9 protein-coding genes, 1 pseudogene and 1 riboswitch are annotated in these 16,388 nt (G+C 77.8%); of the genes and pseudogenes, 9 read left to right on the top strand and 1 reads right to left on the bottom strand.

Features of this window, described 5'->3' with window-relative positions; all coding sequences use genetic code 11:
* Positions 1-3 precede the first annotated feature (3 nt).
* Positions 4-771 carry an MBL fold metallo-hydrolase gene (locus GA0070614_RS04915; RefSeq protein WP_231933533.1) on the bottom strand — a complete coding sequence of 256 codons (768 nt, stop codon included), beginning with the start codon at positions 769-771 and terminating at the stop codon, positions 4-6.
* 268 nt (positions 772-1,039) lie between these two features.
* A riboswitch (cobalamin riboswitch) is annotated at positions 1,040-1,169 on the top strand.
* 317 nt (positions 1,170-1,486) lie between these two features.
* Between GA0070614_RS04915 and cobN the strand changes: the two genes are divergently transcribed.
* The 9 genes and pseudogenes from cobN (at position 1,487) to cobJ (ending at position 16,315) form a co-directional block, all read left to right on the top strand.
* Positions 1,487-5,155, top strand: coding sequence for a cobaltochelatase subunit CobN (gene cobN, locus GA0070614_RS04910; protein WP_088974836.1), 3,669 nt, complete (start codon positions 1,487-1,489; stop codon positions 5,153-5,155).
* Positions 5,156-5,269: 114 nt separating this feature from the next.
* Positions 5,270-7,629: pseudogene (locus GA0070614_RS04905) on the top strand (putative cobaltochelatase).
* Positions 7,629-8,240, top strand: coding sequence for a cob(I)yrinic acid a,c-diamide adenosyltransferase (cobO, locus tag GA0070614_RS04900; protein WP_088974835.1), 612 nt, complete (start codon positions 7,629-7,631; stop codon positions 8,238-8,240). Before GA0070614_RS04905 ends, cobO begins: the two are co-directional and overlap by 1 nt.
* 311 nt (positions 8,241-8,551) lie before the next feature.
* Positions 8,552-9,877 carry a cobyrinate a,c-diamide synthase gene (locus GA0070614_RS04895; RefSeq protein WP_172892557.1) on the top strand — a complete coding sequence of 442 codons (1,326 nt, stop codon included), beginning with the start codon at positions 8,552-8,554 and terminating at the stop codon, positions 9,875-9,877.
* Positions 9,878-9,966: 89 nt separating this feature from the next.
* Positions 9,967-10,704 carry a precorrin-2 C(20)-methyltransferase gene (gene cobI / locus GA0070614_RS04890; protein WP_088979222.1) on the top strand — a complete coding sequence of 246 codons (738 nt, stop codon included), beginning with the start codon at positions 9,967-9,969 and terminating at the stop codon, positions 10,702-10,704.
* Positions 10,701-11,564 carry a precorrin-4 C(11)-methyltransferase gene (gene cobM / locus GA0070614_RS04885; protein WP_088974834.1) on the top strand — a complete coding sequence of 288 codons (864 nt, stop codon included), beginning with the start codon at positions 10,701-10,703 and terminating at the stop codon, positions 11,562-11,564. The genes cobI and cobM overlap by 4 nt, the downstream gene beginning before the upstream one ends.
* Positions 11,561-12,712 carry a cobalt-precorrin-5B (C(1))-methyltransferase gene (locus GA0070614_RS04880; RefSeq protein WP_088974833.1) on the top strand — a complete coding sequence of 384 codons (1,152 nt, stop codon included), beginning with the start codon at positions 11,561-11,563 and terminating at the stop codon, positions 12,710-12,712. The genes cobM and GA0070614_RS04880 overlap by 4 nt, the downstream gene beginning before the upstream one ends.
* Complete coding sequence (cbiE, locus tag GA0070614_RS04875; RefSeq protein WP_172892371.1) at positions 12,709-13,998, top strand: precorrin-6y C5,15-methyltransferase (decarboxylating) subunit CbiE; 1,290 nt, start codon at positions 12,709-12,711, stop codon at positions 13,996-13,998. The genes GA0070614_RS04880 and cbiE overlap by 4 nt, the downstream gene beginning before the upstream one ends.
* Before the next feature lie 157 nt (positions 13,999-14,155).
* Entirely contained in the window at positions 14,156-16,315 is a 2,160-nt protein-coding gene (gene cobJ / locus GA0070614_RS30985; RefSeq protein ID WP_088974832.1) for a precorrin-3B C(17)-methyltransferase, read from the top strand.
* The last annotated feature ends 73 nt before the right edge of the window (positions 16,316-16,388 follow it).

Below are 16,388 nucleotides of genomic sequence, written 5' to 3'. Positions count from 1 at the left end.
GGCTCAGGCCAGCGCGGCGCGCGCCTCGGCCAGGGTCATCGGCGGCGAATGGCTGGAGACGTACCAGCCGTAGGCGTCGTCGAGCAGCCGCCCGACCAGCGCCAGGTCGGGGCCGTCGTCCGGCCCGCGCAGGTGCGCCGGGGGCGGGTACCAGCAGTCGCCGAGCAGCATCACCCCCGAGTCCGGCACCAGCACCGCCGTGGAGTCCGGGGCGTGCCGGCCACCGACGTGCCGCAGTCGTACGCCGGTGGGCAGCTCCAGCTCGTCGGTGAAGGTCCGGGTCGGCGGCAGGATCGCGAAGTCGTCGAAGGTCTCCATGGCCAGGGCCCGGGCCCGGAAGCTGGGCCCGAGCCGGGGCTCGGCGCGGACCTGCTCGCGCAGGTAGCGGTGGCTCCACGGGCGGGCCGCCTCGGCCCGCAGCAGCGACTCCCCGGCGACGTGGCCGACGATCTCCACGTCCGGCCAGGCGCAGGCGCCCCAGACGTGGTCCCAGTGGTGGTGGGTGTAGACCAGCCAGCGCGGCGCGGGCAGCCCCGTCGCGTCCAGTGCGGCGCGGATCTCGCGGGCGTGGGCCGGGCTCTGGCCGGCGTCGACCAGCACGGCGCCCCGCTCGTCGGTGATCAGCGCCACGCCGGCCTGCACGGCGAGCGGGTCCGCGTCACCGGGCAGCAGCCAGACCCGCCCGGTCAGGTGCTGGAACGTCGTGCCGCTGATGGCCTGGCCCTCCTCCGCGCGACCGTGGTGGACGATCCCGGCCGATGGTAGGCGCACCGCCGCCGCCCCGCTGCCCCGTGGACCTCGCTGACCGGCCGATACGCCGTCGCGTCGGGTCGGTCGCCCGGCCCCGCCAGCCGGCCCCGGCGGCCGGCCGCGCGGTGTCCGGGTGTCCCGGCGCGGGGTGCGGACGCATCGATCGCGCGCCGGTGTCCACTGCGGAGCGGGCACCGAAGCGATCGACCGCTGTCGACGTCGACCGGTGGTGGGGCGGCGTTGACCCGGCGGCGACGGGTGTGGCAGCATTCGCGGCCTGACGGCAGTGAAGGAAGCCGGTGCGATTCCGGCGCGGTCCCGCCACTGTCACCGGGGAGCGATCCCCCCTCGTGAGTCACGGCCGTGTGTCTGCGGTTGGAAGGCCGGGGGAGAGCGTCGATCCGGGAGCCAGGATACTTCGGCCGTCGGAGTGACCCCAGGGCGTGGACACCCGAGGAGGACCCGATGACGCGCAGCGTCTCCACCGTCGACGACACCCGTCGTACCCGTGCCGGGCGCGCCGCCGCGCCCCTGCCCGGCCGTGCCGGGGCCGCTCCCGGCCCACGCGCCGCCCGTTGCGCCGTTCACCGCTGAGTCCCGCACCGCGCCGTCCGCGCCCACCGGCTCACCGCCGGTGACCCGGTCGGCCGCTCGTCGTACCCGCTGAACCGCGCCCGCCCCCCGCCCCGCCCGACCGCCTCCGCGCCGGTCCGGGTGTCACTCTCCGGAGCCGTCCGTGCGCATCCTGCTGCTCTCCACCGCCGACACCGACCTGCTCGCCGCCCGCGCCAGCGCCGCCGACTACCGACTGGCCAACCCCGCCCGGGTCGACGTCGACGCCGTGCCGGCCCTGCTCGACGGGGTCGACCTGGCCGTCGTACGGCTGCTCGGCGGCCGGCAGGCGTGGCCCGACGGGCTCGCCGCGGTGCTCGCCTCCGGCGTGCCCACCGTGGTGCTCGGCGGCGAGGCGGTGCCCGACGCGGCGCTGATGGCGGCCTCCACGGTGCCCGCCGGAGTGGCCGCCGAGGCGCTGTCCTACCTGGTCGAAGGGGGGCCGGAGAACCTGGCCCAGCTGGCCCGGTTCCTCGGCGACACGGTCCTGCTCACCGGCGAGGGCTTCGCCGCGCCCGCGCCCGGCCCGGCGTACGGGATCCACGGCGACCGGCCGACCCGTCCGGGGCGGCCCATCGTCGGCATCGTCTTCTACCGGGCGCACGCGCTGGCCGGCAACACCGGCTTCGTCGACGTGCTCGCCGACGCGGTGGACGCGGCCGGCGCCGACCCGCTGCCGATCTTCTGCGGCTCGCTGCGCGGACTCGTCCCCGGCGACGGCCCGCTGGAGCTCTTCGCCCGCTGCGACGCGCTGGTGGTGACCGTGCTCGCCGCCGGTGGGGCGGTCGCCGCCGACGCCTCCGGCGGGGGCGACGAGGACGCCTGGGACGTCGGCGCGCTCGCCGCCCTCGACGTGCCGATCGTGCAGGCGCTCTGCCTGACCAGCACCCGCGAGCAGTGGGCCGACAGCGACGCCGGACTCTCCCCGTTGGACGCCGCCATGCAGGTGGCCATTCCCGAGTTCGACGGTCGGATCGTCACCGTGCCGTTCTCGTTCAAGCGGATCGACGCCGACGGGCTGTCGGTCTACGCCGCCGACCCGGAACGGGCCGCCCGGGTGGCCGGGATCGCCGTACGCCAGGCCCGGCTGCGCCACGTGCCGAACGCCGAGAAGCGGCTCGCCGTCGTGCTCAGCTCCTACCCGACGAAGCACTCCCGGGTCGGCAACGCCGTCGGCCTGGACACCCCCGCCTCGGCGGTACGGCTGCTCGCCGCCCTCGCCGACGCCGGCTACCACCTCGGTGACGCGCCGCCGCCCACCGACGGCGACGCGCTGATCCACGCGCTGATCGCCGCCGGCGGACACGACGTCGAGTGGCTCACCCCCGAGCAGCTCGCCGCCGCCGAGGCCCGGGTGCCGCAGGCCACCTACCGACGCTGGTTCGCGCAGGTACCGGCCGAACTGCGCGAGCGGATGCGGGAACACTGGGGCGAGCCGCCCGGCGAGCTGTACACCGACGGCGGCGACATCGTGCTGGCCGGGCTGCGCTTCGGCAACGTCACCCTGCTGATCCAGCCGCCGCGCGGCTTCGGGGAGAACCCGATCGCCATCTACCACGACCCGGACCTGCCGCCGAGCCACCACTACCTGGCCGCGTACCGGTGGCTGGCCGCGCCGGTGTCCGACGGCGGGTTCGGCGCGGACGCGGTGGTGCACCTCGGCAAGCACGGCACGCTGGAGTGGCTGCCCGGCAAGGGTCTCGGGCTCGCCGCCGACTGCGCCCCCGACGCCGTCCTGGGCGACCTGCCGCTGGTCTACCCGTTCATCGTCAACGACCCCGGCGAGGGCACCCAGGCCAAGCGCCGCGCCCACGCCGTGGTCGTGGACCACCTCGTGCCGCCGATGGCCCGCGCCGAGACCTACGGCGACCTGGCGAAACTCGAACAGCTGCTGGACGAGTACGCCACCGTGCAGGCCCTCGACCCGGCCAAGGTGCCCACCGTGCGGCAGCAGATCTGGCAGCTCGTCCGCGCCGCCGAACTGCACCACGACCTGCACCAGCAGGACATGCCGGCGGCCGACGACTTCGACGACTTCGTGCTGCACCTCGACGGCTACCTCTGCGAGGTCAAGGACGTGCAGATCCGCGACGGCCTGCACGTGCTCGCCGAGGCCCCCACCGGCGAGGCCCGGGTCAACCTCGTGCTCGCGGTGCTGCGCGCCCCACAGGTCTGGGGCGGCACCCGTGCCCTGCCCGGCCTGCGCCAGGCGATCGCCGCCGCCCACGGCCTCGACGAGCAGGCGCTGCTCGCTGCCCCGGGGCAGCGGGTGGCCGTGCCGCAGACGCTGACCGACGCCGTGGACGGCCCCTCGGCCACCGCCGCCGACGCGATCGACCTGATCGAAGGGCTGGCCCGCCGCCTCGTCGTCGGCATGGAGACCCTCGGCTGGGACGCCGGCGCGGTCGACGCCGTGGTCGAGGAGGTCGCCGGCCGGGCCGTCCCCGACGCCGCCGAGGTGCTGCGCTTCGCCGCCCGTGAGGTGGTGCCCCGGCTGGCGCGCACCACCGACGAGATCGACCGGCTCCTCGGCGCGCTGGACGGCCGGTTCGTGCCGCCCGGCCCGTCCGGCTCGCCCACCCGGGGCCTGGTCAACGTGCTGCCCACCGGCCGCAACTTCTACTCCGTCGACCCCAAGGCCATCCCCAGCCGCAACGCCTGGGAGGTCGGGGTGGCGCTGGCCGACTCGCTGCTGGCCCGGCACCTCGCCGACACCGGGGCGTACCCGCGCTCGGTGGGGTTGACCGTCTGGGGCACCAGCGCGATGCGGACCCAGGGCGACGACATCGCCGAGATCCTCGCCCTGCTCGGCTGCCGGCCGGTCTGGGACGACCGGTCCCGCCGGGTCACCGGCGTGGAGGTGGTGCCCCTGGCCGAGCTGGGCCGTCCCCGCGTCGACGTCACCGTCCGCATCTCCGGCTTCTTCCGCGACGCCTTCCCGCACGTGGTCGCCCTCATCGACGACGCGGTGCGGCAGGCCGCCGCCCTCGACGAGTCGGCCGAGGAGAACTACGTGCGGGCGCACGTCACCGCCGACCTGGCCGGGCACGGCGACGAGCGCCGGGCCACCGCCCGGATCTTCGGCTCCAAGCCCGGGGCGTACGGGGCCGGACTGCTGCCGCTGATCGACGCCCGCAACTGGCGCACCGACGCCGACCTGGCCGAGGTGTACGCCGTCTGGGGCGGCTACGCCTACGGCCGGGGGCTGGACGGGCGGGAGGCGCGCGCCGACATGGAACGCTCCTTCGCCCGGATCGCCGTGGCGGTGAAGAACCAGGACACCCGCGAGCACGACATCGTCGACTCCGACGACTACTTCCAGTACCACGGCGGGATGGTGGCGACGGTCCGCCACCTCACCGGTGCCGCCCCGGCCGCGTACGTGGGGGACTCGGCGATGCCGCACGACGTGCGTACCCGCACCCTCGGCGAGGAGACCCGGCGGGTGTTCCGGGCCCGGGTGGTCAATCCGAGGTGGATCGCCGCGATGCGCCGGCACGGCTACAAGGGCGCGTTCGAGCTGGCCGCCACCGTGGACTACCTGTTCGGCTACGACGCCACCGCCGGGGTGGTCGACGACTGGATGTACGAGCACCTGGCCGAGGCGTACGTCTTCGACGCCGAGACCCGCGCCTTCCTGGAGCAGTCCAACCCGTGGGCGCTGCGCGGCATCACCGAACGCCTGCTGGAGGCCGCCGACCGGGGGCTGTGGGCCGAACCCGAGCCGGCCACCCTCGACCGGCTGCGCGAGACGTACCTGGCCAGCGAGGGCGACCTGGAGGACAAGCAGTGAGCGCGAGGAGTGAGCCGGTTCTGCGAGCCCCGCAGTCGCGAACGGAGGAGTCGCAGTGAGCGCGAGGAGTGAGCCGGTTCTGCGAGCCCCGCAGTCGCGAACGGAGGAGTCGCAGTGAGCGCGAGGAGTGAGCCGGTTCTGCGAGCCCCGCAGTCGCGAACGGAGGAGTCGCAGTGAGCGGGTTCCCCTTCTCGGCGGTGCTCGGCATGGACGACATGCGTCTGGCCCTGCTGCTCAACGCGGTCAGCCCGGCCATCGGCGGGGTGCTCGTCCGGGGTGAGAAGGGCACCGCCAAGTCCACCGCCGTGCGGGCCCTCGCGGCGCTGCTGCCCCCGGTGGACCGGGTGGCCGGCTGCCGCTTCGGCTGCGACCCGGCCGCCGTGGACCCCGGCTGCCCGGACGGTCCGCACCCGGCCGGGTCGCCGGCCGAGCGCCGCCCGGCCCGCCTGGTCGAGCTGCCGGTCGGCGCCGCCGAGGACCGGGTGGTCGGCTCGCTCGACCTGGAGAAGGCCCTCGCCGAGGGGGTACGCGCCTTCGAGCCGGGGCTGCTCGCCGCCGCCCACCGCGGCGTGCTCTACGTCGACGAGGTCAACCTGCTCCACGACCACCTGGTCGACCTGCTGCTCGACGCCGCCGCGATGGGCCGCTGCCACGTCGAGCGGGAGGGCGTCTCGGTCAGCCACGCCGCCCGGTTCCTGCTGGTCGGCACGATGAACCCGGAGGAGGGGGAGCTGCGCCCGCAGCTGCTCGACCGGTTCGGGCTCACCGTCGAGGTGGCCGCCAGCCGCGACCCCGCCGTCCGGGTCGAGGTGGTCCGCCGCCGGCTCGCCGCCGACGCCGACCCGGCCGGCTTCGCCGCCGGCTGGGTCGACGCCGACGCGCAGGTCGCCCGCCGGGTGGCCGCCGCCCGCGCGCGGCTGGAGCACGTGCTGCTGCCCGACGCGGCGCTGCGGCAGATCGCCGAGGTGTGCGCCGCGTTCGACGTCGACGGGATGCGCGCCGACATCGTCACCGCCCGTGCCGCCGTGGCGCACGCCGCCTGGCAGGGGCGGGAGCGGGTGACCGCCGAGGACGTCCGGGTGGCCGCCCGGCTGGCCCTGCCGCACCGGCGTCGCCGGGATCCGTTCGACACCCCCGGCCTGGACGACAAGCGGCTCGACGAGGCGCTGGAGCGGGCCCGCGAGGAACACCCCGACGACCCGGACGACGACGGCCCCGGCGGCGGGCCGGCGCCCGGTGGTCCGGGTGGCCCCGAGGGACCGGGTGGACCCGGTGGCGACGGTGGCCGGGACCCGGACGTCGACCCTGACGCGGGTCCGGCTACGACCGGGCAGGACCGTGGACCGGACGCCGGCGACCCCTCGGCACGGCACGGGGACGGCCCCGGGCCGCAGCCCGAGGACCGCGATTTCTCGCGCGACGGCGACCCCGCGCACCGGTGGCCGGAGGCGGCCGACCGGTGGGACGTGGACGACGACCGGCGCGACGGGCGGGCCGGCGGGCCGGACCAGCCCGGCGGGCCGGCCGACGGCACGGCAGGCGCCCGCGACGGTGACGACGGCCGGTCGCGCACCGGGGACGTCCCGCGCCGGGCGCAGGCGGTCGCCGTACCCGAGCCGGGGTTGACGGCGCGGCTGTTCACCGCGCCCGGGGTCGGCGACGGCGTGCCCGGGCGGCGGTCGCGGGCGCGGACCGGCCGGGGCCGGACCACCGGGGCCCGGGTGCCCGCCGGCCGCCCCGGCGCGCTGCACCTGCCGGCGACGCTGCGGGCCGCCGCCCCGCGCCAGGCCGGCCGGGGCCGGCACGACGGGCCGCTCGTGCTGCGCCCCGACGACCTGCGCGAGGCGGTCCGGGAGGGCCGCGAGGGCAACCTGGTGCTGTTCGTGGTCGACGCCAGCGGGTCGATGGGGGCCCGGCAGCGGATGTCCGCCGTCAAGGGCGCGGTGCTCGCCCTGCTCACCGACGCCTACCAGCGTCGGGACAAGGTCGCGGTGGTCGCGTTCCGGGCCACCGGCGCACAGGTCCTGCTGCCGGCCACCTCCTCCGTGCTGGCCGCCTCGGCACGGCTGGCCGAGCTGCCCACCGGCGGGCGCACCCCGCTCGCCGAAGGGCTGCTCGCCGCCGCCGACCTGCTGCGGGTGGAGCGGTTGCGCGACCCGCGCCGCCGCCCCCTGGTGCTGATCGTCACCGACGGCCGGGCCACCGCCGGGACCCGCCCGCTGGACCGGGCCGCCCGTGCGGCGGCCGTGCTGGCCGCCACCGGCGCGCCCTGCGTCGTCGTCGACTGCGAGTCCGGGCCGGTCCACCTCGGCCTGGCCCGCCGCCTCGCCACCCAGCTCGGCGCGGAGCACCACCGGCTCGACGCGGTGGCCGCCGACCCGCTCGCCGGCCTCGCCGCCGCGCCGTCGCGTCCCCGGACGCGGCCGGCATCGCCGTCCGCCACCGTCCCCACCACCACGAGGAGTGTCGCCTGATGCCGCAGGGCAAGCCGTCCCACGTACCGGCCGACGGGTTGACGACGCGGCAGCGGCGCAACCGTCCGCTGGTCGTCGTCCACACCGGAGCGATGAAGGGCAAGTCGACCGCCGCGTTCGGGCTGGCGTTGCGCGCCTGGACCGCCGGGCTGCCGATCGGGGTGTTCCAGTTCGTCAAGAGCGCCCGCTGGCGGGTCGGCGAGGAGGCCGCGTTCCGGGCCCTCGGCGAGGTGCACGAGCGCACCGGCCAGGGCGCACCGGTCGCCTGGCACAAGATGGGCGAGGGCTGGTCGTGGATTCAGCGCGGCGGCGAGGCCGACCACGCCGCCGACGCCCTGGAGGGCTGGCGGCAGATCCAGCGGGACCTCGCCGCGCAACGCTACGGCCTGTACGTGCTCGACGAGTTCACCTACCCGATGAAGTGGGGCTGGGTGGACGTCGACGAGGTGGTGCGGACCCTCGCCGAGCGGCCCGGCTTCCAGCACGTGGTGATCACCGGCCGGGACGCCGACCCGCGCCTGGTCGAGGCGGCCGACCTGGTCGCCGAGCTGACCAAGGTGAAGCACCCGATGGACGCCGGCCAGAAGGGCCAGAAGGGCATCGAGTGGTGACCGGACCGACCCGCCGCACCGACCAGCGCCGCCCCGACGGGCCGTCCGCCCCGGCCGGCCACCCCGGCCACCCCGCCCCGGCCGTCCCCGACGCCGGCCGCCCGCCCTTCGACGCGGACCCGGCCGACGCCGCCGACCCGACCGACCTGGCCGACCCGGCCGACGCCGCCGACCCGACCGGCCCGGCCTACCCGGCCGATGCCGCCGGCCCGGCGGATGCCGCCGAGCGCGACGGTGCCGCCGGCCGGGCCGCCCGCGACGCCGGCGGTGCCGGGGCGGGTCCGGCCGCGCCGTGGGCGCTGCCCCGGCTGGTGGTCGCCGCGCCGGCCAGCGGGCACGGCAAGACCACGGTGGCCACCGGGCTGCTCGCCGCGCTGCGCCGCCGGGGCCTGACCGTCAGCCCGCACAAGGTCGGCCCCGACTACATCGACCCCGGCTACCACGCGCTCGCCGCCGGCCGGCCCGGGCGCAACCTCGACCCGTGGCTGGTCGGCGAGGAGCGGATCGCGCCGCTGCTGCGCCACGGCGCCCGCGTCCCCACCCCCGCCGACATCGCCGTCGTCGAGGGCGTGATGGGCCTGCACGACGGCGCGGTCGGCCGGGGCGGGTACGCCTCCACCGCCCACGTCGCCCGGCTGATCGACGCGCCGGTCGTGCTGGTCCTCGACACCACCGCGCAGGGCCGCTCCGCCGCCGCACTGGTGCTCGGCATGCGCGCCTTCGACCCCGGCGTGCGCGTCGGCGGGGTGATCCTCAACCGGGTCGGCTCCCCCCGGCACGAGAAACTGCTGCGCGACGCGCTCGCCGAGGTGGGCGTCCCGGTGCTCGGGGCGGTCACCCGGACCGTCGAGGTGGCCGCGCCCGCGCGCCACCTCGGGCTGGTGCCGGTCGCCGAGCGGGCCCCGGAGTCCCTGGCCGTCGTCGACGCGCTGGCCGGACTGGTCGAGTCCACCGTCGACCTCGACGCCGTGCTCGACCTGGCCCGCTCGGCCCCACCACTGACCGTCGCGCCCTGGGACCCGGGCCTCGCCGTCGGCGGCCCGGCCGGCGCCGGCCGTCCGGTGGTCGCGGTCGCCGGTGGGCCGGCCTTCACCTTCTCGTACGCCGAGACACCCGAACTGCTCGCCGCGGCCGGCGCCGCCGTGGTCACCTTCGACCCGCTGCGCGACCCCGCCCTGCCGGCCGGCACCCGGGCCGTGGTCATCGGCGGGGGCTTCCCCGAGGTGCACGCCGAGGCCCTGGCGGCCAACACGGCGCTGCGCGCCGAACTCGCCGACTTCGACGGGCCGATCGTCGCCGAGTGCGCCGGGCTGCTCTACCTCGGCAAGGCCCTCGACGGCGTGCCGATGTGCGGGCGGCTGCCGCACACCGCCCGGATGACCGGCCGGCTCACCCTGGGCTACCGCGACGCCGTCGCCGCCACCGACTCCCCGGTCCACCCCGCCGGTGAGCCGGTACGCGGGCACGAGTTCCACCGCACCGCCACCGACCCCGGGTACGGCGACCGGCCGGCGTGGCGCTGGGACGGCAGCCCGCACGGTTTCGTCACCGACCGGGTGCACGCCTCCTACCTGCACACCCACTGGGCCGGCCGCCCGTCGGCCGCCCGCCGCCTGGTCGAGGCGGCGAGCCGGTGACCGCCCACGCCGACGCCGGCCACCCGAGCGCCGGCCGGCCCCACGACAGCCCCAGCGGCGCCGGGGCGGGCGCTGCCGGGGCCGGCACCCTGACCGGGGTCGGCGTCGGACCGGGCGAGGCGGACCTGCTCACCCTCCGGGCGGTCCGGGTGCTGCGCGAGGCCGACCTGGTGGTCGTACCGGTGATGGACCGGACCGGGGCGGACGGCGACGCGCCCCGGGGCCGCGCCGAGGCCACGGTGCGGGCGCACGTCCCGGCCGACCGGCTGCGCCGGCTGCCGTTCGCCCTCGACGACCGGGGCGGGGTGACCACCCGCCGGGAGGCCGCGTGGGACGCGGCGGCGGCGGCTGTGGTCGCCGCCTTCGACGACGGGGCGCGCGCGATCGCCTTCGCCACCATCGGCGACCCGAACGTCTACTCCACCTTCGGCTACCTGGCGCAGAGCGTGCGCGCCCTGCGCCCGGCGGTCGAGGTGCGCACCGTGCCCGGGATCACCGCCATGCAGGAACTCGCCGCCCGCAGCGGCGTGCCGCTCTGCGAGGGCCGCGAACCGCTCACCCTGCTGTCGGCCACCGCCGGGCCGGCGCTGGTCGACGACGCCCTCGCCGGCCCCGGCACCGTCGTGGTCTACAAGGGCTGGCGACGCCACGCCGAACTGGTCGACGCGCTGCGCCGGCACGGCCGGCTCCCCGACGCCGTGCTGGGCCGGGGCCTGGGCCTGCCCGACGAGCGGATCGGCCCGGTCGACCGGGCCGACGACGACCTGCCCTACCTGTCGACGCTGCTGGTCCCGGCCCGCCGGGACCGGCGGGGAGGAAAGCTGTGACCACCGCGAAGGTGTGGTTCGTCGGGGCCGGCCCCGGCGCCGCCGACCTGCTCACCCTGCGCGCCGCGCGGGTGATCGCCGAGGCCGACGTGGTGATCTGGGCGGCCAGCCTGGTGCACGCCGACGTCCTCGCCCACGCCCGCCCCGACGCCGAGATCGTCGACTCCTCCCAGCTGCCCATCGAGGGGGTGCTGCCGCTGTACCGGCGGGCCGCCGCCGAGGGGCTGACCGTGGCCCGGATCCACTCCGGCGACCCGGCGTTGTGGGGCGCGGTGCAGGAGCAGCTCGACCTCTGCCGGGCCCTCGACCTGGCGGTGGAGATCGTGCCCGGGGTCTCCTCGTTCACCGCCGTCGCCGCGATCGTCGGCCGGGAGCTGACCATCCCCGAGGTCGCCCAGTCGGTCATCCTCACCCGGCTGGAGGGCGGCAGGACGCCGATGCCGCCGGGGGAGCGGGTCCGCGAGTTCGCCCGGCACGGCACCACCATGGCGCTCTTCCTCTCCGCCGCCCGCTCCGGGCAGGCGCAGGCCGAACTGCTCGCCGGCGGCTACCCCGCGCACACCCCGGTGGTGGTGGCGTACCAGGCGACCTGGCCGGACGAGCTGGTGGTCCGCTGCACCCTCGGCGAGCTGGAGGCCACGGTCAAGGAGCACAAGCTCTGGAAGCACACCCTCTTCCTGGTCGGCCCGGCCCTCGCCGCCAGCGGCACCCGCTCGCACCTGTACCACCCCGGGCACTTCCACACCTTCCGCCGGGCCGAGCCGGCCGCCCGCGCCGAGCTGCGCCGCACCCGGGCGGCGAACCCGCCGGTCGCCGCCGACCGGCCGACCGCACCCGAGCCGGGCGGGCCGCCGCGATGACGTACGCCGAGCCGCCGCTGCGCGAGCCGGACCTGCCGCGGACCGCGAAGGTCCGGCCGACCGCGCTGCGCACCGGCTGGACCACCGGCGCCTGCGCGACGGCGGCGGCGAAGGCGGCGGTGACCGCGCTGGTCACCGGCGCCCCGCAGCGGGAGGTGGAGATCGGGCTGCCCGCCGGCCGGCGGGTGCGCTTCACCGTGCACCGCTGCGACTTCAGCCCGCTGCCGGACGCGCACGCCGAGGCGGTGGTGGTCAAGGACGCCGGGGACGACCCGGACGTCACCCACGGCGCGCACCTCACCGCCACCGTCGGCTGGCACGACCGTCCCGGCCTCCAGCTCGACGGGGGACCCGGCGTCGGGACGGTGACCAGGCCGGGGCTCGGCCTGTCCGTCGGCGGCCCGGCCATCAACGACACCCCGCGCCGCATGATCGGCGAGGCGGTCGCCGAGGTGGTCGACCTGGCCGAGGTGGGCGTCCGGGTGGTGATCAGCGTGCCCGGCGGCGAGGTGATGGCCCGCAAGACCACCAACCGGCGGCTGGGGATCCTGGGCGGCATCTCCATCCTGGGCACCACCGGGATCGTCCGGCCGTTCTCCACCGCCTCCTGGCGGGCCAGCGTGGTGCAGGCGGTGCACGTGATGGCCGCGCAGGGGGAGCGGACCGTGGTGCTGTGCACCGGTGGGCGTACCGAGCGGGCCGCCCGTGAACTCCTGCCGGAGCTGCCCGAGGTGTGCTTCGTCGAGGTCGGCGACTTCACCGGCGCGGCGGTCACCGCCGCCGTCGGCGACGCGATGACCGGTGTGGTCTTCGTCGGCATGGCCGGCAAGCTCGCCAAACTCGCCGCCGGGATCCTGATGACCCACTACACCCGCTCCAAGGTGGATTTGTCGCTGCTCGGCGCGGTCACCGCCGAGGCCGGCGGCGACGCCGACCTGGTGGCGGCGGTCGCGGCGGCCAACACCGGGCGGCACGCGTACGAGCTGTGGGAGGCCGCCGGCCTGCTCGGCCCCGCCGGCGACCTGCTCTGCCGCCGGGTACGTCAGGTGCTGCGCCGCTTCGCCGGGCACGCCGTCACCGTCGACGTGGCGATGGTGGACTTCACCGGCTCCCGGGTGGTCGCCTCCTCCGGGCGGTGGTCCGGGTGACCGCCGCGACCGGCGTGGGCCCGGACGCCGACCCCCGCGCCGTCGGGCCGGCGGACCGGACCGGCACGGCGCGGCCGGCGGTCACCGTGGTCGGGATCGACGCCGCCGGCCGACCGCCGCACCCCGGCGCGCGCGACGCGCTGGCCCGGGCCCGGCTCGTCGTCGGCGCGGCCCGCCACCTGGCTGCCCTGCCCGCGCCGCCGGACTGCCCCCGCGTCGTGCTGGGACCGCTCGCCCCCGCGCTGGACCGGCTCGCCGCCGCCGTCGCGGCCGGAGCGCCGGCCGTCGTGCTGGCCAGCGGCGATCCCGGGCTCTTCGGCATCGTCCGCCGGCTGCGCGCCGCCGGGCTGCCGCTGCGGGTGCTGCCGGCGGTCTCCAGCGTGGCTGCCGCGTTCGCCCGCGCCGGGCTCGACTGGGACGGCGCGGCGGTGCTCACCGCGCACGGCCGTGACCCCGGGCCCGCCCTCAACGCCTGCCGGGCGCTGCCCGCCGTCGCCGTGCTCACCGCCCCGGGCGCCGGGGCCGCCGAGATCGGGGCCGGGCTGGCCGGCTGGCCCCGCCGCCTGGTGGTCGCCGAACACCTCGGCACCGACGCCGAGCGGGTCACCTGGACCACGCCGGAGGAGGCCGCCCGGCGGGCCTGGGCCGACCCGCACGTGCTGCTCAGTCTCGCCACCGACGGGTCCGCCCCGCCCGCCGTCGGGCCGGTGCGCACGGACAACCAGCCGGCCGCCGCGCCGGCCGGCGGCTGGGCGCTGCCGGAGACCGCGTACCACCACCGTGACTCCATGATCACCAAGTCGGAGGTACGCGCCCTCGCGGTGGCCCGGCTGCGTCCGCGTCTCGGCCGGCTCGTCTGGGACGTCGGCGCGGGCAGCGGCTCGGTCGGCATCGAGTGCGCCCTGCTCGGCGCGGCCGTCATCGCCGTGGAACGGGACCCGGACGCGCCGGTCGCGGCGAACGCCGCCCGACACGGGGCGCACGTGCGGGTGGTGACCGGCCACGCGCCGGCGGCCCTGCGCGACCTGCCCGACCCGGACGCCGTCTTCGTCGGCGGGGGCGGCACCGACGTGCTCGCCGCGGTGGTCGCCCGCCGCCCCGCGCGGGTGGTGCACACCCTCGCCGCGCTGGACCGGGTCGCGCCCGCCGTCCACCTGCTGCGCGACGCCGGCTACGCCGTCGACGGCAGCCAACTCTCCGCCGCCCGCCTGGCCGACCTGCCCGGCGGATCCGTGCGGCTCGCCGCCACCAACCCGGTGGTCGTACTCACCGGGGAGCGCCCGTGACCCGCCCGTACCGCCATCCGATCGGACCAGGAGCGCCCGTGGACCACCCCGTCGACACCGCCGCGGACGGCCCGGCGACCACCGGGTCCGGGACGGCCACCGCGCCGCGCGGCCCGGTGAGGACCGGACCGTGACGGCCACTACGCCGGGCGGCCCGATGACCGTCGGACTCGTGGCGGCCACCGCCGCCGGCCGCCGGCACGCCCGGATCCTCGCCGACGCCTGGCCGCACGCACGGCTCGTCGAGTCGACCGGCGTGGCCGACGCGCTGCGCACCGCGTGGACGGAGTGCGGCGCGGTGGTGGCGTTCCTGGCCACCGGGGCGGTGGTGCGGATCCTCGCGCCGCTGCTCGGCGACAAGCGCACCGACCCGGCGGTGGTGGTCGTGGACGAGGCGGCGCGGCACGCCGTCGCCCTGCTCGGCGGGCACGCGGGTGGTGCCAACACGCTCGCCGGGGAGGTGGCCGCGCTGCTCGACGCCCGCCCGGTGGTCACCACCGCCACCGACGCCGTCGGCCTGCCCGGACTGGACGCCCTGGGCTGGCCGGTCGAGGGGGCCGTCGCGGCGGTGTCCCGGGCGATCCTCGACGGTGAGCCGGTCCGGCTGCTCGCCGACGCCACCTGGCCGCTGCCCGCCCTCCCGCCGAACGTCCTGATCGAGACCATTGCCAACGACGCGGCGACTCCCACCGATGCGGCGACTTCGGAGATCCCGGCGACCCCCGTCGATCCGGCTGTCCCGAGCCCGCCGGCCGGTGCGGACGGTGCGGCCGGCTCCGGTGTCGCGGGCCGACACCGGGCGCACGGCGCCGACCCGGACGGCGCCGACCCGGATGGCGCCGACCCGGATGGCGCCGACCCGGACGGCGCCGACCCGGACGGCGGGACCAGCGACGGCGGGACCAGCGACGGCGGGACCAGCGACGGCGGGACCAGCGACGGCGGGACCAGCGACGGCGGGACCAGCGACGGCGGGACCAGCGACGGCGGGACCAGCGACGGCGGGACCAGCGACGGCGGGACCAGCGACGGCGGGACCAGCGACGGCGGGACCAGCGACGGCGGGACCAGCGACGGCGGGACCAGCGACGGCGGGACCAGCGACGGCGGGACCAGCGACGGCGGGACCAGCGACGTCGGAACCAGCGACGGCGGCTGGCGGCTGCTGGTCACCGACCGGATCGTGCCGCTGGACGAGCGGACCGCCGTGCTGCGCCCACCCTCGCTGGTCGCCGGGATCGGCTCCAGCCGGGGCGTCGCCGCCGCCGAGGTCTCCGCGCTGCTGCACCGGGCGCTCGCCGACGCCGGCCTGGCCCCGGCCAGCCTGCGCTGCCTGGCCAGCGTCGACCTCAAGGCCGACGAGGAGGGCATCCTGGCGACCGCCCGCGCGCTCGGCGTACCCCTGGAGACCCGGCCGGCGGCGGAGCTGGCGGCGGTCGACGTGCCGCACCCCAGCGAGGTGGTCCGCGCCGTGGTCGGCACCCCCAGCGTCGCCGAGGCGGCGGCGCTGGCCGGCGGCGGCACCCTGCTGGTGCCGAAGACCGCCTCGGCGATGGCGACCGTCGCGGTCGCCCGGCACGCCCCGCGCGGCCGGCTGGCGGTCGTCGGTCTCGGGCCGGGCGCGCCCGACCTGCGCACCCCCCGCGCGGTCGCCGAGCTGCGCCGGGCCGCCGTGGTCGTCGGCCTCGACCAGTACGTCGACCAGGTCCGCGACCTGCTGCGACCGGGCACCCGGGTGCTCGCCAGCGGCCTCGGCGCGGAAGAGGAGCGGGCCCGCGCCGCCGTCGCCGAGGCCACCGTCGGGCAGGCGGTCGCGCTGGTCGGCTCCGGCGACGCCGGGGTGTACGCGATGGCCAGCCCCGCCCTGGAGTACGCCGACGGGCGCATCGACGTGGTCGGGGTGCCCGGGGTGACCGCCGGGCTCGCCGCCGCCGCCCTGCTCGGCGCGCCGATCGGCCACGACCACGTGTACCTGAGCCTGTCCGACCTGCACACCCCGTGGGAGGTCATCGAGCGGCGGGTGGCCGCCGCCGCCGAGGCGGACCTGGTGGCGTTGCTGTACAACCCGCGCAGCCGGGCCCGGGACTGGCAGCTCGGGGCGGTGCTGAAGACCTTCGCCGCGCACCGTCCGCCGGCGACCCCGGTCGGCGTGGTGCGCAACGCCAGCCGCGACGGTGAACAGGTCCACCTGGCCACCGTGGCCACCCTCGACCCCGCCGTGGTCGACATGTACAGCGTGGTGGTGGTCGGCAGCTCACAGACCCGGGTGGTCGCCGGCCGGATGGTCACCCCGCGCGGCTACCGGTGGCAGCGGTGACCGCGCCGACCGCGCCGACCGCCCCGCCGAGCGCCGTCGCCGCGCCGGACCCGCCCACGGCCGCCGCGCCGGA

The sequence above is a fragment of the Micromonospora coxensis genome (assembly GCF_900090295.1).
Lineage (GTDB): Bacteria > Actinomycetota > Actinomycetes > Mycobacteriales > Micromonosporaceae > Micromonospora > Micromonospora coxensis.
The sequence above is the reverse complement of the archived record's forward strand: the minus strand, read 5'-3'. Positions and strand labels throughout refer to the sequence as shown.

Excerpts from the sequence above, each read along its gene's own strand:
- cobO (WP_088974835.1), top strand. The coding sequence starts at position 7,629 with ATGCCGCAGGGCAAGCCGTCCCACGTACCGGCCGACGGGTTGACGACG.
- GA0070614_RS04880 (WP_088974833.1), top strand. The coding sequence starts at position 11,561 with ATGACGTACGCCGAGCCGCCGCTGCGCGAGCCGGACCTGCCGCGGACC.
- cobJ (WP_088974832.1), top strand. The coding sequence starts at position 14,156 with ATGACCGTCGGACTCGTGGCGGCCACCGCCGCCGGCCGCCGGCACGCC.